General features: G+C 73.5%; 13 protein-coding genes and 2 riboswitches. Of the genes, 9 read left to right on the top strand and 4 right to left on the bottom strand.

Going from position 1 to position 20,819, the window contains the following annotated elements; genetic code table 11:
• Window positions 1–40 precede the first annotated feature (40 nt).
• Together BL253_RS26740 and BL253_RS26735 are read left to right on the top strand one after the other, a co-directional pair.
• On the top strand, window positions 41–2,887 hold the full coding sequence (locus tag BL253_RS26740; protein WP_076820071.1) for a hypothetical protein: 2,847 nt from the start codon (window positions 41–43) through the stop codon (window positions 2,885–2,887).
• A gap of 194 nt (window positions 2,888–3,081) precedes the next feature.
• A complete protein-coding gene (locus tag BL253_RS26735) occupies window positions 3,082–3,693 on the top strand; it encodes an AMIN-like domain-containing (lipo)protein (RefSeq protein WP_241835173.1) in 612 nt (203 codons plus the stop codon).
• An 11-nt stretch (window positions 3,694–3,704) separates the two neighbouring features.
• Here BL253_RS26735 and BL253_RS26730 read toward each other — a convergent pair whose 3' ends face one another.
• A complete protein-coding gene (locus BL253_RS26730; RefSeq protein ID WP_076820069.1) occupies window positions 3,705–4,433 on the bottom strand; it encodes an enoyl-CoA hydratase/isomerase family protein in 729 nt (242 codons plus the stop codon).
• 147 nt (window positions 4,434–4,580) lie between these two features.
• Here BL253_RS26730 and BL253_RS26725 point away from each other — a divergent pair, with 147 nt between their 5' ends.
• The 4 genes from BL253_RS26725 (at window position 4,581) to BL253_RS26710 (ending at window position 10,046) form a co-directional block, all read left to right on the top strand.
• Entirely contained in the window at window positions 4,581–4,823 is a 243-nt protein-coding gene (locus BL253_RS26725) for a hypothetical protein (protein WP_076820068.1), read from the top strand.
• A 238-nt stretch (window positions 4,824–5,061) separates the two neighbouring features.
• Window positions 5,062–5,613, top strand: coding sequence for a ChaB family protein (locus BL253_RS26720; RefSeq protein ID WP_338013752.1), 552 nt, complete (start codon window positions 5,062–5,064; stop codon window positions 5,611–5,613).
• 389 nt (window positions 5,614–6,002) lie between these two features.
• Window positions 6,003–6,098, top strand: a riboswitch (glycine riboswitch).
• Window positions 6,099–6,195, top strand: a riboswitch (glycine riboswitch). It begins immediately after the preceding riboswitch.
• 129 nt (window positions 6,196–6,324) lie between these two features.
• A complete protein-coding gene (gene gcvP / locus BL253_RS26715; protein WP_081438720.1) occupies window positions 6,325–9,447 on the top strand; it encodes an aminomethyl-transferring glycine dehydrogenase in 3,123 nt (1,040 codons plus the stop codon).
• 143 nt (window positions 9,448–9,590) lie between these two features.
• Window positions 9,591–10,046 carry a MaoC family dehydratase gene (locus BL253_RS26710; protein ID WP_076820066.1) on the top strand — a complete coding sequence of 152 codons (456 nt, stop codon included), beginning with the start codon at window positions 9,591–9,593 and terminating at the stop codon, window positions 10,044–10,046.
• A gap of 87 nt (window positions 10,047–10,133) precedes the next feature.
• Here the strand turns inward: BL253_RS26710 and BL253_RS26705 are convergent, their stop codons facing one another.
• Window positions 10,134–12,413: an MMPL family transporter gene (locus BL253_RS26705; protein ID WP_076820096.1), complete on the bottom strand. Its 2,280-nt coding sequence runs from the start codon at window positions 12,411–12,413 to the stop codon at window positions 10,134–10,136.
• 569 nt (window positions 12,414–12,982) lie between these two features.
• Between BL253_RS26705 and BL253_RS26700 the strand changes: the two genes are divergently transcribed.
• Both BL253_RS26700 and BL253_RS26695 read left to right on the top strand, forming a co-directional pair.
• Window positions 12,983–14,713 (top strand): GGDEF domain-containing protein, encoded by a 1,731-nt coding sequence (locus BL253_RS26700; protein ID WP_076820065.1) that lies wholly within the window; start codon window positions 12,983–12,985, stop codon window positions 14,711–14,713.
• Between the two features lie 766 nt (window positions 14,714–15,479).
• On the top strand, window positions 15,480–16,550 hold the full coding sequence (locus tag BL253_RS26695) for a glycosyltransferase family protein (protein WP_076820064.1): 1,071 nt from the start codon (window positions 15,480–15,482) through the stop codon (window positions 16,548–16,550).
• A gap of 59 nt (window positions 16,551–16,609) precedes the next feature.
• On the opposite strand, the gene BL253_RS26690 is transcribed toward BL253_RS26695, so the two are convergent.
• Window positions 16,610–17,410: a TetR/AcrR family transcriptional regulator gene (locus BL253_RS26690; RefSeq protein ID WP_076820063.1), complete on the bottom strand. Its 801-nt coding sequence runs from the start codon at window positions 17,408–17,410 to the stop codon at window positions 16,610–16,612.
• A 182-nt stretch (window positions 17,411–17,592) separates the two neighbouring features.
• Here BL253_RS26690 and BL253_RS26685 point away from each other — a divergent pair, with 182 nt between their 5' ends.
• On the top strand, window positions 17,593–19,914 hold the full coding sequence (locus BL253_RS26685) for an MMPL family transporter (RefSeq protein WP_076820062.1): 2,322 nt from the start codon (window positions 17,593–17,595) through the stop codon (window positions 19,912–19,914).
• An 83-nt stretch (window positions 19,915–19,997) separates the two neighbouring features.
• Here BL253_RS26685 and BL253_RS26680 read toward each other — a convergent pair whose 3' ends face one another.
• Window positions 19,998–20,573, bottom strand: a complete 576-nt coding sequence (locus BL253_RS26680) for an ATP-binding protein (protein ID WP_241835171.1) — start codon at window positions 20,571–20,573, stop codon at window positions 19,998–20,000.
• Window positions 20,574–20,819: the final 246 nt, after the last annotated feature.

The following is a 20,819-nucleotide window of genomic DNA, read 5'->3' as shown; positions in this document are numbered from 1 at the left end:
GCTGGCCGAGCCGGCCGGTCCGGATGCGCCACGGCGTCCCGTGCCGAGGCCGAGGCGCGGCCGCCGGGCCACCTCGGTCGTCGCGGCGCTCGCGCTGGCCGGCGTCGCGGCGACCACCATGCTCGGGCGCGGCTCCCACCCGGTGACGCTCGACCTGAGCGACGGCGGTGGCTGGCTGGTGAGCGAGCGTTTCGGCCTGCTGTTTCACGTCAACGGCCCGTCCGGGGTGGCGGACGCGGCCGTCGCCCTTCCCGGCGCGGCCGGGCACCAACTGGCCGTGCTCACCGACTTCGCCACCCCGGCACCCACTCGTCCCGCCCAGGCGTCCCGTGCCGCCGCGACCGCGCCCGCGGCGGGCCCGGAAGGGGCGGTGAGCTCGGCGGCCCCCGGCGCCGCGGGGCCAGGCCTGCCCGGCCCGGCCGGCGGTTCGGATCGCTCGGATGACGTTGCTGGCTCGGATGACGCGGCCGGGGGCCTGGCGACCGCGCCGTCAGACGAGGCGGTGATCGTCGTCGACGCGGTGGCTGGCACCGTGCTGCGGATCGACCCGGCGCTGCTGGAGGTCGTCGCCACCGTGGCCTACCCACAGGGCACGGTGGTCAGTGCCGCGGGCGGCGACGCCTATGCCGTCGACGCGGCGAGCGGCCTCGTGACCCGGCTCGACTCCCGCACGCTGGCCGAGCTGGGCTCGCCGATCACCTTCCCGCGTGGCCTCGGCGCGGTCGCCCAGACCGGGGACGGGACGCTCTGGGTGCCGGTGCCCGGCGCCGGCACGGTCGTGCCGGTCCGATCGGGAGCGCCGGGAACGCCGGTCCCCGTCGCGCCGCTCGGCGACCGCATCGACGCGGCGGTGGTCGGCGGGTCGCCGGTCATCGTCGACCGCACGGCGGGCACGGTCTCCCGGCTGACGGCGGACGGCGCAGAGGCCGCCCTTCGGCTGCCGGCCGGCGGCGGCGACGCCGGCGGGGCCGCCGCCGACGGTGGCCGCCAGCTGCTGGTCCCGGCGCGGACCGAAGGCCAGGTGCTCGCGCTGGCCGAGCCGTCCACCGGACGGCTGCTGCTGGCCGACCTGGACTCCGGCCGGGTGAGCGCGACGAACCTGCCGACCATCGGCTTTGGCGGGGCGGCCAGCGGGACGGCCGCCGAACCGCGTCGGCTGGGTCCGCCGGTCTGGCACGACGGCCATGTCTACGTGCCGGACTCGGACGCGGGCGTGGTCTGGGCCTACGACCCCACGGCCGGGCGCTTCGCCACGCCGGTGCAGGTCGCGCCGGCGGGCGGTCAGGCCCGGATCACCGCGGACGTCCAGAACGGCCAGCTCTGGATCAACGACGAGGCCGGCCCGAACGTCGTCCTCGTCGACGGCACCACGCCGCGAACCATCGCGAAGTTCGGCGCCGCGTTGCCCGGCGGCGAGCACACCAGCACCCCGAAGCCCCTGCCGCCCGGGCAGACACCGGGCGGCCAGACCTCCCAACCGGCCAGCGGCACGGGGACCGGCGACGTCCGGGGGCAGATCTGGCCGGGCCAGGGCCGCCCCGGCGGCGACGGCCGGGGAGACAACCCCGGCGGCGACGGCCGCGGCGGGAACGGCGACGGCGGCGGGAACGGCAATGGCGGAAACGGCCGGGGCGGTGGCCAGCCCGGCGGCCCCGGTGGCGGCCGGCCGGGCACCACGAGCGGACCGGAACCCGGTCAGCGGCCGCCGCCGTCGCAGCGGCCAACGGACCCGCGCCCGACGCCGAGCCACACCGCCGCGCCGCCCCAGCCGGAGCCCACCGCGACCCAACCGCCGGAGCAGACCACCGGCCCCGGCCAGCCGGGCACCGGCGACACCGCGCAGGCGGACGACCACCGGACCGACCAGGGCGACTCCGGCCAGGGAGGCTCCGGCCAGGGAGGCTCCGGCCAGGGAGGCTCCCGCCCCGCCACCGGCGCGCAGCCGTCCCGGCCGAATGGCCGCGGTGACGGCGGGACCGGGGCCCCGGCGGCCGGCCCGCCGACGGCCCGTCCCTCCACCGCGCCGGCGCCCACGCGGACCACGACCGCGCCGACGCCGGCCGGCTCGCCCGGGCGGACCACCACACCCGCGCGGCCGACCACGGCCCCTGGGCACGCCCCGACCCCGCCGCCGGGTGCCGGTTCCCCGCTGCCGCCGGGTTTCTGGCTGTTGACCGACGCCGGATCGGTGATCGCTCGTGGCACGGCCGGGGCGGTGAGCGCGGATGGCGCCGACCCGGCGGCCGTCGCGATCGTGCCGACCGCCACCGGCCGTGGCTACTGGCTGGTCGGGGCGTCGGGCGCCGGCCACCCGGCGGGGGACGCGGCGGCGCTGGCGGGAAGCGCGGGCGGTGGCGCGGTGGTCGCCGCGGCCGCCGGGCCGACCGGGGGCGGGTACTGGACCGTCACCGCCGCCGGTGCCGTCGCGGCGCACGGCACCCTTGCCGCGTACGGGTCGCTCCTGTCCGCGCCGGCCGCGCCGGTCGTCGGCATCGCCGCCACCCCGACCGGCGGCGGGTACTGGCTGGTGGACGCGGCCGGCGGGGTCTACCCGTTCGGCGACGCCGAGGGCATCGCCGCCGGCGCCGCGCCCGTCACCGCCGCGACCGGGTCCGCGCGCACCGTCGGCATCGCCGCGAGCCCGACCGGCTCGGGTTACTGGACCGTCACGGCGGCCGGCGCGGTGGTGGCCCACGGCGCGGCCGGCCGCTACGGCTCCCCCACCTCACCGTCGGCCGCGGTCGCCGGTCTCGCGGCGACCCCCGGCGGCCGCGGGTACTGGGTGGTGGACGCCGACGGTGGGGTCTATGCCTTCGGCGACGCGGTGGCGCTGTCCGCGTCGGTCCCGGCGGGCACGCGGGTGCTCGCCGTGGCGGCGGTCCCGTGATGAGGCCAGCCCTCCGGGTTTCTGGTGCCCAGTTCGTCGGTAGGAGGACATTTCCCACTCGGGCGCCGCGCTCCCGGCGTACCGTCGTCGCTCCCGGTCGTCGTCGGACGAGCCAGGGAACCAGATCGGAGGCCGTCATGTCGCGGTTCAGGTCGCCGTTTTGGTCTTGGCGGGGGCATGGCGCACGCACCGTCGTGCCCGCGCTGGTACTGCTGGTCGGCGCACTCTCCGCCTGCTCGGGCGACGGTGGCTCGCCGTCGCCGGAACCGGCCACGACGTCCGCCGCGGCCACGTCCACTCCAGCGGGTGAAGGCACGACCGTGGCTCCCAGCGCGGGCGCCGGCGCCTCGCCAACCGGGGCCGCGCCGACGTGGCCGAGCGGCCCGACCTCGCTCACCCGCTCGACGAGCCCCTCGCCGCGGCTGGTCGAGGCGCGCGCGGCGCACAACGTCGCGGGCGGGCTGAGCTTCGACCGGATCGTCCTGGAGTTCACCGGCGGCCTGCCCGGCTACACGGCCCGCTACGTCGACGACGTGGTCAGGCCGGGCGAGGGCTCACCGCTCGCGCTGACCGGTCAGGCGCGGTTCGAGATCGTGCTGCACCCGGCCGACGCCCACGACGACTCGGGCCAGTCGACGCTGCGCTCGCCCGTCAGCGGCGGCGGCCTGCCGGCGGTGCGCCAGATCGTCCTGGCCGGTGACTTCGAGGGCTACGTCCATCTGGGCGTCGGCCTCGACGACGTCGTCGGCTACCGGGTCAGCGAGCTGACCGGCCCCGACCGCCTGATCTTCGACTTCGCCGCGTAGCGGGCCTCAGGTCAGCCGACCGGTGGGAACGGGGCGAGGCCGGCGTTCTCGTCGGCCAGCAGGGCATGGACGGTGTCGGCGTACAGGCCGGACTTGATCCTGCCGAGCACCGGCGAGGCCTTGGTCGCGCGCGGGCGCGCGAGGCCGAGGGCCGCCACGAGCACGGCGCGCTGCGCGGCGGCCAGGTCCGCGGCGTCCGCGAGACTCTCCCCGGCGACGGCGTCGACGATCCCGGCCTCGAACGCGTCGACGCCGCCGTAGCGGCGGCCGGTGACCATCGCCTCGGCGGCCGTCCTGGCGGGCAGGCGCGCGGCGAGCAGCCGCGTCATCCCCGCGGTGAACGGCATGCGCAGATCGACCTCGGGGAGGCACCAGTAGCCGCGGTCGGCGCGCATCACCTGCTGGTCGTGCGCGAGCGCGAGCATGGCGCCCGCCCCGAAGGCGTGTCCCTGCACCGCGGCGACGGTGACGAACGGCAGCGTCAGCACCCGGGCGAGCAGGGCCTGCACGACGTGCAGGTAGGCGTCCAGTTCGCTCGGGTAGGCCAGAATTCTGTCCAGGTCGAGCCCGTTCGACCAGATCTTCCCCCGCGCGGTGGTGACCAGGGCCTTCTGCCCCTCGGCCTCCTCGACCTCGGACAGCAGCGCGTTCACCGCCATCAGCCAGTCGGTCGTGAACCRGTTCTCGCCGTCGCCGAGATCCAGCACGTACACGTCCCCGTCGTGCGCCAGGTGCGGCATCGCTCGGCTCCCTCGGTCATCGGTCTGGCCATCGTCGTACCTGAGGTCACCACCCCGCCAGGCCATTCCCCTGGCGGCGGGTTCCGCCCCGGCCGTCCGGGTACTTGCGCGACGGGACGAGTACGGCGAGGCGAACGGGGAGGGACGATGACGACACGATCCGGCGGGCGAGCCGCCAAGAGAACGGACACCCGTTCGGGGCGGGCGACCGACCCGGCGCGGGGCAGGACCGCTGAGGCTGGCGCGGGCGCCAGCGATGAGGAGATGGCCCGGCAGGTCGCCCGCCAGACCGCGTCCGACCGGGCGGTCGAACCCTTTTTCGAGCGGGAGCGGGGCGGAGCCGCCACCGACGTCGAGGCGGCGAAGGCGCGCGCTGACCAGGTGAAATAACGGACCCGTCGAAGTAGGCGGAAACCGCCGCTGGTCAAACGGGCACAACCAGCGTTGATACGTCGCGCGCCCCTGCGGACCGAGCAATCGTCGTCGAAGGTGGGGTGGGGGGCGCGGTTTGCGCTGCGCCCGCCGGGAACTCACCGACAGACACCGAGCCGAACGCGCGCCCCCGACCGTGGTCGAGGCTGCTCGCCCTCGTCGCGGACGACGAGGCTTTCCAGCGGAGGTGATGCAGATGCCTACCAGGACGACGACCCGTTCCAGTCCTACCAGGACGACGACCCGTTCCAGCCCTGCCAAGACGGCGGTCCGTTCCAGTCCCGCCAAGACGACGACCCGTTCCAGTAAGGCGGAGCAGGCCGACCAGAAGTGTGCCGGAGTGCCGTCGACGATCGAGCGGTCGGACAACAAGGCCGTCCGCACGTGGAAGAAGGCGCACGACTCGGCGGTGGGTAGCTACGGCGAGGGCCAGCGCGCGCACCGCGCCGCGTTCGCCGCGCTGAAGAACACCCACGAGCGGATCGGCGACCGCTGGCGGCCGAAGCCGTCCCCGGGCCCGTCGGACGCGCGGGCGGAGCAGAGCGCGCCGGCGAACGCGCGCCGGCCGCGGCCGACCGCCGAGGGCGTGAACGCGAACGCGCCGCTGACCCGGCTGCGCGAGATGGCCCGCGAGCTGGAGATCCCCGGCCGCACCCGGATGACGAAGGACGAGCTGGTATCCGAGATCAAGAAGGCCAACCGGCGCGTCACCGCCGCCGCCCGCAGGAAGTCCGGCGCCTCGCGATGACGTCGAGGCGGCGCACTGGGTAGCCAGGGCAGCTGAAGGCCGTCGGCGGCGCGACGATTCGCCCATGCCGCGGGCAGGCGTCCCCAACGGTCCGCGTCGGCGGATCGTTGGGGACGCCCTTCGGCCCGCGATGTGATGCTGGCGACGCGGCGGGACGTGACCGGCGCCGCGCGGCGGGGCGCGGCCCGTTGACCGGGTGGGAAGTCCCGGGCGCGGCCGCGCCGGGCGACGTTGCGGGGTGGTTTCGTGGCCGTGGTCGCGGTCGCGCCGTCTGCGTGCCACCGATAGTCTCGGTGCAGACCTGTTCACCTGGTGGAAAGCCGTCCGGTGGTCGGGTCGGCGCCGGTTCGCGGTCCGTGGACCGGGCCACAACCGCATATTGTGCCGCTCACACCCGTGCGGGAGAGTCCCGGGCAAGCCAGCCCGTGGCGCCGAAGGAGCAAGATCTCCCCACAAACTCTCAGGCCCCCAACCGCCGGGTCAGGCAACTCTGGAAAGCGGACGCCGCTGGGCGTCCCGCCGACGGTGAAAACCGGGCACGACGCCGCCCGGTGAAGCTCTCAGGCCCATGACAGAGGGGGAGGCCCAGGCGAGCGACCCCCGCGTGCTGTCCCGTGGGCGAACACTCGCCGTGCCTGCCGGGGGATCATCTCCCGGACCCCGAAGCGGGGCCGGTGTCAGGCCGGTGCCGCCTGACCTTCGGAGCGACACGTGCCCGCCACCACCCCGACCACGGCCACTCCGGCGCTCCCGACCGCCACCCGCCCGACCGCGGCGCTTCCGGCCCCCGCCTATCGGGCGTTCGTCGCCCGGCACATCGGGCCGGACACCGACGCCCAGGCGATCATGCTCGCCGCGCTCGGCTACCCGTCCCTCGACGCGCTGACCGAGGCGGCCGTGCCGGCGGGCATCCGTTCGACCGAGCTGGAGCTGCCGGCGCCGATCCCGGAGAGCGCCGCGCTCGACGAGCTGCGCGCGCTGGCTCGCCGCAACCGGCGGGTGACCTCGATGATCGGCCTCGGTTTCCACCCGACCGTGCTGCCTGGCGTGATCCAGCGCAACGTGCTCGAGAACCCGGCCTGGTACACCGCCTACACGCCGTACCAGCCGGAGATCTCGCAGGGCCGCCTCGAGGCGCTGCTGAACTTCCAGACCATGGTCACCGACCTCACCGGCCTCGCGACCGCGGGCGCGTCGCTGCTCGACGAGTCGACGGCGGCGGCCGAGGCGATGCAGCTCGCCCACCGCGTCGACAAGAAGAAGCGCTCGACCTTCCTCATCGACGCCGACACGCTGCCGCAGACGATCGCCGTCGTGCGGACCCGGGCCGAGGCGCTGGGCCTGGCGGTCCACGTCGCCGACCTGCGCGAGGGCGTCGTCGCCCGCCCGGTGCCGGCCCCGGGCGAGGGGGCCGCCGAGCCGCTGCCCGCCGAGCCGGGCGAGCAGCCCGCCGAGGCGTCGGGCGAGCTCCCGGCCGACGTGCTGGCCGACACGTTCGGCGTGCTGCTGTCCTACCCCGGCGCGAACGGCGAGGTCCGTGACCTGCGCGGCGTCATCGCCCAGGCGCGCGACCACGGCGTGACGGTGACCGTCGCCGCGGACCTGCTCGCGCTCACGCTGCTCGCCTCGCCCGGTGAGCTCGGCGCCGACATCGCCGTCGGCACCACCCAGCGGTTCGGGCTGCCGGTGATGTTCGGGGGCCCGCACGCCGGCTACATGGCGGTACGCGGGGGCCTGGAGCGGATGCTTCCCGGCCGGCTCGTCGGCGTCTCGGTCGACGCCGCTGGCAAGCCGGCCTACCGGCTCACGCTGCAGACCCGCGAGCAGCACATCCGCCGGGAGAAGGCCACCAGCAACATCTGCACCGCCCAGGTGCTGCCGGCTGTGATCGCCTCGATGTACGCCGTCTACCACGGGCCCGGCGGGCTCGCCGGGATCGCGACGACGGTCCATGCCCACGCCGCCCGCCTCGCCGCGGTGCTGCGCGCCGGCGGGGTCGAGGTCGTCCACAGCCACTTCTTCGACACGGTGCTCGCCCGGGTGCCGGGGCGGGCGGCCGGGGTGGTCGCGGCGGCGTTGGAGCACGGGGTGAACCTGCGCCTCGTCGACGACGACCATGTCGGGATCTCCTGCAACGAGGCGACTCTGGACGCCGACCTGCACGCGGCCTGGGCCGCCTTCGGCGTTCCGGCCCCTGTCGACGCGCCGCCGGCCGTCCCGGCGGCCGAGGTGGCGGCCGTCGCGCTGCCGGCGGCGCTCGTCCGTACGTCCGGCTACCTGGAGCACCCGGTCTTCCACGCCCACCGCTCGGAGACGGCGATGCTGCGGTACCTGCGCCGCCTCGCCGACGTCGACTTCGCGCTCGACCGCGGGATGATCCCGCTCGGCTCCTGCACGATGAAGCTGAACGCCACCGCCGAGATGGCCGCCGTCACCTGGCCGGAGTTCGCCGAGATCCACCCGTTCGCGCCGCTGGGCCAGGCCGCCGGCTACCTGGAGATGATCACCGACCTGGAGCGCTGGCTCGTCGAGATCACCGGCTACGCCGGGGTGTCGCTGCAGCCGAACGCCGGCAGCCAGGGCGAGCTCGCCGGGCTGCTGGCCATCCGGGCGTACCACCGCGACCGTGCCCAGGCGGGGGAGGCGGTCCGCGACGTCTGCCTGATCCCGTCGTCGGCGCACGGCACGAACGCCGCGAGCGCGGCGATGGCCGGGATGAAGGTCGTCGTCGTCGCCTGCGACGACGACGGCAACGTCGACCTCGGTGACCTCGCCGCGAAGGCGGCCCAGCACGCCACCCGGCTGGCCGCGCTGATGGTCACCTACCCGTCGACGCACGGCGTCTACGAGGAGGGCATCGGCGAGGCGTGCGCGATCGTGCACGACGCCGGCGGCCTGGTCTACGTCGACGGCGCGAACCTGAACGCGCTCGTCGGCCTCGCCCGCCCCGGCCGGTTCGGCGCTGACGTCAGCCACCTCAACCTGCACAAGACGTTCTGCATCCCGCACGGCGGCGGTGGCCCCGGCGTCGGCCCGGTCGCGGTGGGCGAGAAGCTGCTGCCGTACCTGCCGAACCACCCGCTGTGCCCCGAGGCGGGCCCGGCCACCGGTGTCGGCCCGATCTCCGAGGCGCCATGGGGCTCGGCCGGAATCCTCATGATCCCGTGGGTGTACCTGCGGCTGATGGGAGCCGAGGGCGTGCGCGCGGCGACGTCGGTCGCGGTGCTGAACGCGAACTACATCGCCAGCAGGCTGCGCCACCACTACCCGGTGCTCTACACCGGCCGGGGCGGGCTGGTCGCGCACGAGTGCATCCTCGACCTGCGCCAGCTCACCAAGGAGACGGGCGTGACCGTCGACGACGTCGCCAAGCGGCTCGTCGACTACGGCTTCCACGCGCCGACGATGTCGTTCCCGGTCGCCGGCACGCTGATGGTCGAGCCGACCGAGAGCGAGGACCTCGCCGAGATCGACCGGTTCTGCGACGCGATGATCGCGATCCGGGCCGAGGCGGACAAGGTGGGCGACGGCACCTGGCCGGCGGACGACAACCCGCTGCGCAACGCCCCGCACACCGCCGAGATGGTCACCGGCGACGACTGGGACCACCCGTACCCCCGGTCGGTGGCCGCCTACCCGGTGGTGTCGCTGCGGACGGCGAAGTACTGGTCCCCGGTCCGGCGGATCGACGGCGCGTACGGCGACCGCAACCTGGTCTGCACCTGCCCGCCCCCGGAGGCCTTCGCCGACGACCTGACGGACGGGGACACCGCCACCACCGTTCCGGACGCCCGCTCGGCCGTCTCCCTCACCCCGGTCGGCGCCGCCGGCTAGCGCCGCCCGCTCTGGGCCAGTCCGGGCGGGAACCGCGCATCTGGGTAGTGGGGTTGGGATACTGCTCGCCGCGGCGCGTACGGCGCCGGGTGCGCGGGTGACGCCGGCCGGGCCGGGCGCTCGGTGGAGCTTGGAGGAGTCCGATGGTCACGACGGTCGAGGGGATCGAGGGCGCCAGGGCGCTGGCCGGGCAGGACTGGGGCAGCAGCGGCTGGGTCGAGGTCACCCAGGAGCAGGTCAACACGTTCGCCGACGCCACCGGGGACCACCAGTGGATCCACGTCGACGTCGAGAGGGCGAAGGCCGGGCCGTTCGGCGGGCCGATCGCGCACGGCTTCCTCACGCTGTCGCTGATCCCGACGCTGTTCCACGACAYGGCCCACGTGACCGGCATCTCCATGGCGGTGAACTACGGCCTGAACAAAGTGCGGTTCCCCGCGCCGGTGCCGGTCGGCTCCAAGCTGCGCGCGCACGTAAGGAACCTGACGGTCGAGGACGTGCCGGGCGGTGTCCAGGTCGTCAACCAGATCACCATCGAGCTCGAGGGCCAGACCAAGCCGGTCTGCGTAGCGGAGTTCATCTCCCGCTACTTCGCCTGAACCGCCTTCGCCTGGACCACCAGCGGGCCCGCGACCGGGACAAGGTCGCGGGCCCGCCTGATGCCGTCCGCCGGCCGGGCGTCGTGGTCAGCTGACGGTCGCGGCCTCCTCGTCGGACGCCTCGGCGCGCGGCGCGGGCAGGGCGACGGCCGGTGCCGCGGCCTCCTCGCCGTGCAGGTCGATGTGGGGGAGGACGCGGTCGAGCCAGCCGGGCAGCCACCAGTTGGCGCGGCCGAGCAGGGCCATGGTCGCCGGCACCAGCACCAGCCGGATGACGGTCATGTCGACCAGGACGGCGACCGCCATGCCGACGCCGATCATCTTGACCGTCACGTCCGGGTCCAGCGCGAAGCCGGCGAACACGGCGATCATGATGAGGCCCGCGCTGGTGATGACCCGGCCGGTCCTCGCGAGCCCCCGCACCACGCTGCCGCGCGCGTCGCCGGTGGCCAGCCAGTCCTCCCGGATCCGGGAGAGCAGGAAGACCTCGTAGTCCATGCTGAGCCCGAAGAGCACCGCGAACATCAACAGCGGCAGCCAGCTCGACATCGGCACCGCGTGCGGCAGGCCCAGCGCCTCGACCCCCCAGCCCCACTGGAAGAGGGCGACGATGACGCCGTAGGCGGCGGCGATCGACAGCATGTTCATCACCGCGGCCTTCAGCGCGACCACCGGTGAGCGGAACACCAGCAGCAGGAGCAGCAGCGAGACGCCGACGACGAAGCTGACGACCTCCCACAGCTGGTCGGAAAGCAGCCCGGAGATGTCGGTGAACGAGGCGGTCCAGCCGGTGATCTCGGCGCCGTCGGGCAGCACGTCGGCCCGCAGGTGGCGGACGAGCGCGGAGGCCCTCGGGTCGCTCGGGCCGACCGTCGGCTCGACGACGAGAAGCGCGGTCGACCCGTCCGCCGAGACGATCGGCTCCGCGACGTCGGCGACGTCCGGCGCCCGGCGGATCTTCTCGGTCAGCGGGTCGAGCTCCGTCCTCGGCACCGCGCGCAGATCCGTGGCGATCAGCAGCGGGCCGTTGGTGCCAGGGCCGTACTCGGCCGCGATCAGGTCGTAGGCGCGCCGCTGCGTGAGCGACGTCGACTGGCTGCCGGCGTCCTGCGGCCAGGTGCGCATGTCGAACACCGGGGCCGCCAGGGCGAGCAGCAGCCCGAGCGCGCCCAGCGCCCACGGCAGCGGCCTGCGACCGACCCGGGCGGCCCAGCGCGCGGTGAGCGGCTGCCTGGCGGGCCGACCCGCCGCCGCGGCGGCACCAGCCGCACCGATTCCGACGGCCGCACCGATTCCGACGGCCGCACCGGTTCCGACGGCCGCACCGGCGTCGGCGGCCTCGGAGGGCGCGCGGGTCCCGGCGGCCAGGGCCCGGCGCGCCTTCCGGCCGAGCAGCCGGTGACCGGCCAGGCCGCACAGCGCCGGCACCAGCGTGAGCGAGGTGGCGACGACGGCGACGACGACCAGGGCCGTGGTGAAACCGGTCGTGGAGTAGGTCTGGAGCCTGACGAGGCGCAGGCCCATCAGCGCCAGCACCACGGTGGCGCCGGCGAACAACACCGAGGTCCCGGACGTCGCCGTGGCCCTGGCCGCCGCCTCCCGCACGGGCAGGCCGGCGCGCAGGCCCTCGATGTGCCGGGTCACGAGCAGCAGGGCGTAGTCGATGCCCACGCCGAGCCCCACCATCGTGCCAAGGGTCGGGGCGATGGTGCTGACATCGGTGGCCGCCGCGATCAGCGTGACCCCGGAGGAGCCGATCCCGAGGCCGATCAGCGCGACGGCCAGCGGCACGCCCGCGGCGACGAGCGACCCGAAGGCGAACAGCAGGATGACCAGGGCGGCGGCGATGCCGATCGCCTCGGCCGCGCCGTTGACCTTCTGGATGTTCTCGGACACCTGCCCGCCGATCTCGGCGGTCACGCCCGCGGCCCGGGTCGGGCCGGCCACGGCGCCGATCAGCGTGTCGAGCGCCTTCTCGCCGCCGACCTGGGTGACCGGCCGGTCGTAGTAGATGGTGATCAGCGCCGTGTCGCCGTCGTCCGACAGCCGGGGCGGGGTGACCAGGTCGACGTGCTCGACGCCCGCGAGGTTCTTGGAGACGGCGGCGATGACGGCGTCGTCGAGCCGGCTGTCGCGGTCGTGCAGCACGATGCGCGCGTCGGCACCCGCGACTTCGGGGAATCCGCCGCGCAGGAGGTCGGTCGCCACCTGTGAGGGAAGGCCCGGGGTGTCGTAGTTGTCCTGCGGTGTGCCGCCGAACGCGCTCGCCAGACCAAACGTCAGGACCAGCGCGGCGACCCAGGCGCCGATCACCCGCCAGGGATGGGCGGCGCAGGCCCCGCCCACTCGGTGCAAGAACCCGGACATCGTCTTCCTCGTTCCCTTCGGGGCCGCGGTCCCCGACATGACGAGCCGGGCCTGGGAACTGTGACATCCGTTGTCCTCCGCGGGCAGTCGCGCGCACGACCGGCGAACCGGCGGACATCAGACGAACCGGAGAGCATCTGGCAGGCCGGCGGCGGTATGTGACCAAAGGCTCGTGTTTGACGCTATTAGATCGATCTATCGCGTGGATATGTGCTCTTTACGTGGTTTCTGGGCCTTTGGTAGGGCGGTTGCGCCCCGCAACCGAGAGGAACAAATTCTGGACAAGTAAGGCACATGTTCCATGGCGTGATCTATACGAAGAGCGACGGCTCGATACTGTTGCGTTGGAAGTCACGGTAGGTCGGCTCCCAGCGGCAAACAGGTCCTACCGGTATGTATGCGAAGCGCGTGCTGGTGCCGTCGCGGGTGCCGGTACGGCCAAGATCGCGGGCGCGATCCGTCTCCCTCGCCGTGGACGTCCTCGCGGTGGCGCCCGCGGCCCGTGTCCCGACGTGAGGCGCCGCCCCGACGCGCGGCGCGTCTCCGCGTCCTCTGGCGAAAGGCTGCGCATGGCATCGGCTAACGATCTTTGCCGGGCCGGCTCGCTGTCGACGTCGCCGGCCCGCCTGTCCGCGCGGGAATCCGGCGTGCCCGGCGACTCGCCGCCGAGCCCGGTGGGCCGACCGGGCTCGGCGGGGCCGGCCCGGCTGGCGTCCGCGGGCCGGGTCGCGGTGCGCCTCGCCCGCTCGCCTGCCCCGGCCGCGGAGCGGGCGACCGCTCGCTCGTACCCGCGGGAGGGCCGGCTCTGGCGGGGCTACGTGGCTGTCGGCGCGGCCGCGGTCGCGGGTTGTTACATCGCCGGGTACTGGACGGGCTCCGAGTCCCACGGCTGGCTGGTCGCGCGGCTCGCCGTCTACAGCGCCACCAGCGCGTCGGCCGCCGGCGCGGTGTTCTTCGGGCTCCTGCGGTTTCGCCCCGAGCCCCGGTCGCCCTGGCTGCTCATCGGGATCTCGCAGCTGGTCTACGCCGGCGCGGGCGTCGCCTTCTGCGTCGATCATTACCTGTACGCCTCGACGCCGTTCCTGGCCGTCAGGGATGTGCTCTACCTGGCCCACTACCCGGTGCTGGTCGCGGGCCTGCTGCCGCTCGTCCGCCTGCGCGCGCCGGGCGGGGACCTCCCGGGCCTGCTCGACGGGCTGCTGGCCGCCACCGGCGCGGCGACGCTGTACTACCTGAACCTGATCAGGCCGAGACTCGACGGCGAACAGTCCACGGCGATCGCCGCCATGTGGGTCGCCTACCCGATCGCCGACCTCGTCCTGTTCGCGATCGGTGTCCGGCTGGTGCTGGGCACGGGCAGGCGCCCGCCGGCGTTCAGCCTGCTGGCCGCGAGCCTGTTCCTGAACCTCGCGGCGGATGTCGGTTACGCGCTGCGGCAGCTCGGCGACGGCTATACGGTGGGCGGCGGGCTGGACGGGGTCTGGCTCGCCGGAAGTCTGGCTCTCGGCGCCGCCGCCCTGCACCCCACGATGGCCGGTATCGCCGAGCCGGCGCACCATGCCCCGGGGCTCGGCCGCCTCCGGCTCTGGGTGCTCTATCTCGCCGGCCTGGTCGGGCCCCTCACCCTGGTCCTGCGGCGCGGGCGGGCTGACGCGTACACCGAGCTGGTCAGCGCGCTGGCCATGGCCGTGGCGACCGGGCTGATCATGATCCGGATGCGGTACGCCGAGGTCCAACAGCGCCGGCTGGCCAACACCGACGTGCTGACCGGCCTGTGTACCCGGCGTTTCCTGGAGACCCGGCTGGCGCTGGCGACGGCTAGGGCCGCATCACCTGGCTGGGCGCTCGCGCTGTTCCTGGTCGACATCGATCACTTCAAGTCGATCAACGATCGATACGGCCACCCCGCCGGGGACCGCGCGCTGGCCGAGGTGGCGCTCCGGCTGCGGGCCGTGGCCCAGTCCCGGGACGTCGTGGCTCGCTACGGCGGCGAGGAGTTCGCGCTGCTAGCCACCGGAGTCGGCCAGGACGACCTGCGCGCCCTCGGCGAGCTGCTGCGTGCGACGGTCGCGGCGACACCGGTGATCGTCGCGGACGGAGTCCAGCTGACGGTGACCGTGTCGGTCRGCGCGGCCGCGGTCGCCACGGCGCCGGCGAGCCCGGCGGAGCTGGTCGACCGCGCGGACCGGGCCCTCTACGCCGCGAAGGCCGCCGGCCGCGACCGGGTCGCCGTCGCCGACTGCGCCGAGTGCGAACGCATTCGCGCCCACACCCGGTTGCGAGCGTTTGGCTCGTATTGATGCCATAGGGCAATTTTTGGCTCTATGTGCCGGGCACGGTGGTTCAAAGACCTATGGCGCGTGGCCGCGCCCGAATCCATGGCGCCACCGTCGGGCATGGGAGACAGTTTGGGTGACGCCAAGTGTCGGGAAGACGTCAGGTGGCAAGTAAGTGTCGAGCCGGCGTCACGCGCGTCGAACCGACTGACTGCGGGTAGTCCCTACCGGACGCTGAAAACTCGGGTACGCCCTGTTCATTGTCATGGGGCCCGAGAGGCGTCAGGGTGACGATGTCGCCACCGACCATCACCGCCACCCGGGGTTCCGGTGTGAGGGAGCTAACGCCCCGCCCCGCGCCCGGGTGGGAGGAATGGTCTGAAGCGGATACTTTGGCCAGGAGGACCTTTCCGATATCGCCCGCCCCGTGCGGGCCGCCGCCGGTCTGCCCTCGCCGCGGCGAGGATGGACCTGACGGACCAGTTGTCAGGCAGATTGGCGGGTTGCTGTTCGGTGCCGGTGCCGCCGCCGCGCGGCCCCGGGAGAGCGACCGTACGGATAGAGAGGAAGTTTCCGGCCGACGGGCGGAGCCGGGCCGGGCGCGGATGCCCGGGCGAGCTCCCTCRCTGTCGCGACGCGCGAGCCGGGGCGGGGTGGTGCGGGTTCGGCGCGACTCGCACGCGGTGGCCGTACCCCGAACCGACGACGTCCCAGGCGACGGGCGTGACAAAACCCATGGCCGGGTGGAGGGGATGTCCACACCAGACAAGGTCACCCGAGAGGGGCGTCCGTGCAAACGCTCGATCCCACCACCCTCGACCTCGACGCGATCGAGGAAGACAGGCTCACGCGGGGAATCACGCTGAGCCTGCTGATTCCGGCCAGAGGGCCGGAGTCCGCGAAAACTCTGGGAAACATGATCGCGCAGCTCCGGGATCGATGGATGCGGGACCGGCATGTCCTCGACGAGATAGGTGTGATCGTCGATCCGACCTCGGACGGCGACGAGCACGGCCTGGTGGAGATCGCCGAGGAGGCTGGCGCCAGTTGGGCCGTGCGCGGCGAGAACGTGCTCGCGGCGCACGCGGGGTCGGAGGCCCCGGCGCTGGGCGGCAAGGCCGGAGCCATGCGCAGCCTGGCATACCTGGCCTTCGGCAGTCGCCTGATCTTCCATGACTCCGATCTGGAGAACTACGACACGACCACGGTCGGCCGGCTGGCGGCGGCGGTCACCGCCGACGAGGGCCTGATGTTCGTCAACGGCAGCTCACCCCGGCTCACCGGCAGCGGCCAGCCGGGTGGGCGTACCACGGAGATGTTGCGGTCGCTCTACTCGAAGCAGCTCTCGGGCTACGTCCCGGCGATCACCCGGACGTACCAGCCCCTGATCGGCGAGTTCGTCCTCGACGCGGATGTCTTTGCCGCGCTGGCGTTCTCCCGGGGCTACGGCGTCGAGACGTCGGTGAAGGTCCTGGCCATGGACCTGCTGGCCCCTGAGGAATGCGCCCAGGTGGAACTGCCGATCAAATACCAGGTCGGCCAGCACTATCACGACCTGGTCAAGCAGTTCCATGAGATCAGTTTCACTGTCGACGTGCTGGAGGCGTATTTCCAACGCCGCCAGGTCGATCCGCGGGTGACGGTCTGCGAGATCGCGGACGACTACGACCTGCTGTTCCCGGGCCGGAAGTACCCGCTGCACCGGCCACCGGGCTACGACCAGGTCGACTTCGTCCCGCGCCTCGGTTTCTACCCGCCGCTGGCGAGTTCGCCCGCCTACCAGGCGCGGATGCCCGAGATCATGGCCGCACGGCACGCGGCGCTGGACGCGCTCGGCCACAAGATGCGTACTTCCGCCTGACGGCCCGGCCCGCCGGGCCCCTGACGGCCCCTTCCGCCCTCGCCCCTCCCGCGATCGGGTTACCGAGCGGGATGGGTGCTGGGCACGCCGGCGGGTGCCGGGCTCCCGGCGAGCCAGTCCGCTGGCGAGGGGGCGGCGGTGGTCGCGATGTCGATCGGGTGCTGATAGCCGATGCGGACGATGACGTCCAGCATCTGCTGGTCGAACAGGTCGTCGAAGCGGCCGAGCGTCGGCGGCAGGTGACCGAACAGCTCCAGCGACAAGAACCCGTGCAGCTGCGTCCAGACGATCAGGCAGCCCGCCAGGCCCGCCGGCGAGATCGGGGCGTCCTCCTCGACTCCCCAGTCGATCAGCCGTGACCGCAGATCCGGCTCGAGCTGCCCGTCGAGGTGAGAAGGGTCGACGGCGCCGCTGGCCATCTGTTCGATCATGCATCGGAACAGCACCGCGGTGCCGCGGTGCATCTCGTCGCCGCAGCGCCCGGACTTGTCCAGCTCCAGCGTGCTCGGCCCGAACAGCAGCGCGTACTCCGGCTCGTTGTCGTGCGCCCAGCGGCGGTACGCCCTGGCAAGCAGCAGCCAGCGCCTGGCCTGGTCCGGTTCGCCGACGCCCGCCTCGAAGGACGCCTCGAGCGTGTCCGCGAGCGAGCCGAACGCGTCCGCGCGCAGTTCGGTGATCAGCACGTCGTGACTGTCGAAGTACCGGTACAGCGCGGACGGGGTCATTCCCATCGCCCTGGCCACCCCGCGCAGTGAGATCGCCGCGACCCCGCCCCGCGCGACCTGATCGCGGGCGGCCTGCTTGATCTCCGCGATCGTCGCCGCGCGCAGCCGCTCGCGACGTGGTRCCAGTGGGGTCATCCGAGCCATCTTTCCAGCCGAGATCCGATGCCGCGACCGGTCGTGCCTGGCCGGCGAGTCACATGCCGGTCAGTGCCAGCGGCCCTCGGGGTCCGGGGGGCGGAGCGCGGCAGTCGCTCTTGACAGCATTCTCTTTAGAGAACAGTGTTCTCTCTTGAGACTGTAGCTCTCAGGAGGCAACGGTGTTCACACGTCTCGCCGGGACAATAACCGGCCGGCCCCGCCTGGTCCTGATCGTCACATTGATCTTCGTCGTCGGGGCGGGCGTGCTCGGCGTCGGTGCCTTCGGCAAGCTGCTGACGGGCGGCTTCGACGACCCGAGGTCCGACTCGTCCCGCGCCGCCGACATCGTCGACACCCAGTTCGGCGGCGCGCCCAACCTGGTCCTGCTGGTCACCGCGCGATCCGGCACCGTCGACGACCCGGCCGTCGCCGCGGCCGGCCGGTCGCTGACCGCGGAGCTCGGCCAGGAGCCGGGCGTGCGCGGCGCCACCTCCTACTGGACGGGCGCCGGTCCGTCGCTGCGCTCGGATGACTCCCGCGAGGCGCTGGTCGTCGCGACGGTGGACGACGACCACGCGGATGACCTCGTCACGAAGTACGAGGACGCGGCCGACGCGTCCGGTCCGGTCACGGTGCGACCGGGCGGGCAGGCGGGCGTGAACAGGGACATCGGCGACAGCGTGAGCACAGACCTCGCCACCGCCGAGTCGTTCGCCATCCCGATCACGCTCGTCCTGCTGGTCATCGCGTTCGCCGGTGTGGTCGCCGCGCTGCTCCCGCTGGGCGTCGGCCTGATCGGGATCCTCGGTGGGTTCGCCGCGCTGTCCGTGATCGCCGAGGCGACCGACGTCTCGATCTTCGCGGTCAACCTGGCGACGTCGCTGGGGCTCGGCCTCGGCATCGACTACGCGCTGCTCACCGTGAGCCGCTTCCGAGAGGAGCTCGCCACCGGCAAGGACAAACGCGCCGCCACGGTCGCGACCGTGCGCACCGCCGGGCGCACCATCCTGTTCAGCGGCGCCACCGTCATCGTCGCGCTCGCCGTGATGCTCGTCTTCCCACCGTTCTTCCTGAAGTCGATGGCGTACGCCGGCATCGCCGTCACCCTGGTCACGATGCTCACCGCCGTGGTGGTGCTGCCGGCCGTCCTGTTGCTGCTCGGCGAGCGGGTCAACGCGCTGCGCGTGGGTGGCCTGGCCGGCCTGATCCGGCGTCGCCGCGTCGCCCGGGAGAGCGCGGCGCCCGCGGCGGCCGGCGCCACGCCGCGGGAGGCCACCGAGTCGCCGTTCTGGCGCGCCGTCGCGACCCAGGTGATGCGCCGGCCGCTGCTCACCGGCCTGCCGGTGGTCGCGCTGCTCCTGCTGCTCGCCGCTCCGCTCCTGCACGTCAGCTTCGGCACGCCGGACGACCGGGTGCTGAGCGGCGGCACTCCGAGCCGAGTCGTCGGCGACGTCCTCCGGGACGACTTCGGCTCCAACGTCAGCGGCGCGCTCGACGTCGTCGTCAACGGCCCCACCACGACCGGCGCTCTCGCCGGCTACGCCACCGAGCTGTCCAGGCTGCCGGGCGTCGGCCGGGTCGACAGCGCCGCGGGCGAGTTCCGCGGCGGCGCGCGGACCGAGCCACCCGGCCCCGCCTCCGCCCGCTTCACCGCGGACGCCGGGACCTACCTCAGGGTCATCCCGTCGATCGATCCGATGTCCACCGCCGGCCAGGATCTTGTCCGTGAGGCCCGCGCGCTGCCGGTGCCGGCGGGCACCGAGGTCCTCGTCGGTGGCCAGTCGGCCTACCTCACCGACGGCAAGCACGCGATCAGCGCGAAGCTCCCGCTCGCCATCGGTCTGATCGCGCTCGCGACGTTCGTGCTCCTGTTCCTGTTCACCGGAAGCCTGGTTCTCCCGCTCAAGGCCATCGTGCTCAACGGGCTGGTGCTCGGCGCCGTCCTGGGCGTCTCGGTCTGGATCTTCCAGGATGGGCACCTCGCCGGCCTGTTCGGCTTCACACCGGGCCCGTTGGACACGTCGATGCCGGTGCTGCTGTTCTGCATCGCGTTTGGCCTGTCGATGGACTACGAGGTCTTCCTGCTCTCCCGTATCAAGGAGCAGCACGATGCCGGCGTCCCCAACACGGAGGCCGTCGCCACCGGCCTCGCCCGCACCGGCCGGATCGTCACGACCGCCGCGGTGCTGCTCGCCGTCACCTTCGCCGCGTTCGCGACCGGGTCGGTGCGGTTCATGCAGATGTTCGGCCTGGGGACGGCGCTGGCGATCCTGATCGACGCGAGCCTGGTCCGCGGCGTCCTCGTCCCGGCCTTCATGCGGGTCGCCGGCAACGCCAACTGGTGGGCTCCGGCGCCGCTGCGCTGGCTCCATGCCCGCGTCGGCCTCAGCGAGGCCAGTCCGCCCGTCGCTCCGGCAGCCTCGGCCGCGATCGCCATCCCGCACCCGGGCGGCGAACCAGACGGCCGGACTTCGTCAACGACGTCCGCCACCGTTTCCTGACCCGGCCACCGTTTCCTGACCCGGCCATCGCCCCCTGACCCGGCCACCGCGCGAGTGAGGTCGAGGCGCGACGACCGGCCGGGTCAGGCGGCCGGGGCCGGGCGTGGGGCGGCGGCGTGGTCGTCAGGCGCGTGACCGTCCGGCGTACAGCCATCCGGGGTGTGGCCGTCCGGGGTGTGGGCGGGGGTGACGGCGAGGTCGAACCAGAGGTACTTGCCGGAGTCGACGGTGACAGCTCCCCAGCTGCCGGCGAGCGCGTCGAGGACGAGCAGGCCACGGCCGCCCTCGGAGTCGTCGTCGACGGCGCGACGTTCGGGAAGCGCGGTGGAGGTGTCGGAGACCGAGGCGTGGACCAGCCCTGGGCGCAGCTCCACCAGCAGCCATACCGGCGGCTGGCCGTACTTCACCGCATTGGTCACCAGCTCGCTGACGAGAAGCTCCGCGACCGAGGTGGCGTCCTCGTCCAGGCCGGCGCCGCGCAGTGACTCACGCAGCACGTGGCGGGCGTGCGGCACGGCCGAAGGCAGGTAGGGCAGCTCGGCGAGGATGTGAGTGGCGGGTGGGGTGGCCGACGACGCCCGGCGCACCACGTTCACCGGCACCGTCTCCCCCTTCGGTTCCGCGAGCGGCATCGAAGGGGACCCCTGCATCGCGCTCATCGACCACCAAATCGGAACGAGGACATCCAACACCTACTACCCAGCCGGAGCGGTCCGGAAGCCTCGTTTAGACACCGATTTTTCCGGTCGCCTCGCCGTCCGGAGCCCGCGCGGCCGATCCGCCCGTGCGTCCGGTGGCCCGGGAACGCGGGAGTACCGGTCTGGTGCCGGCGAGCCCTGGTCACGCTCCGGGTCGRCTCACCCCGAAATGACGTTCGGTCATTGCCGGGGAGCTGCCGCCAGCCT

The sequence above is a fragment of the Pseudofrankia asymbiotica genome, from assembly GCF_001983105.1.
Lineage (GTDB): Bacteria > Actinomycetota > Actinomycetes > Frankiales > Frankiaceae > Pseudofrankia > Pseudofrankia asymbiotica.
Note: the sequence above shows the minus strand (reverse complement) of the source record. Positions and strands in the feature narration are given on the sequence as shown.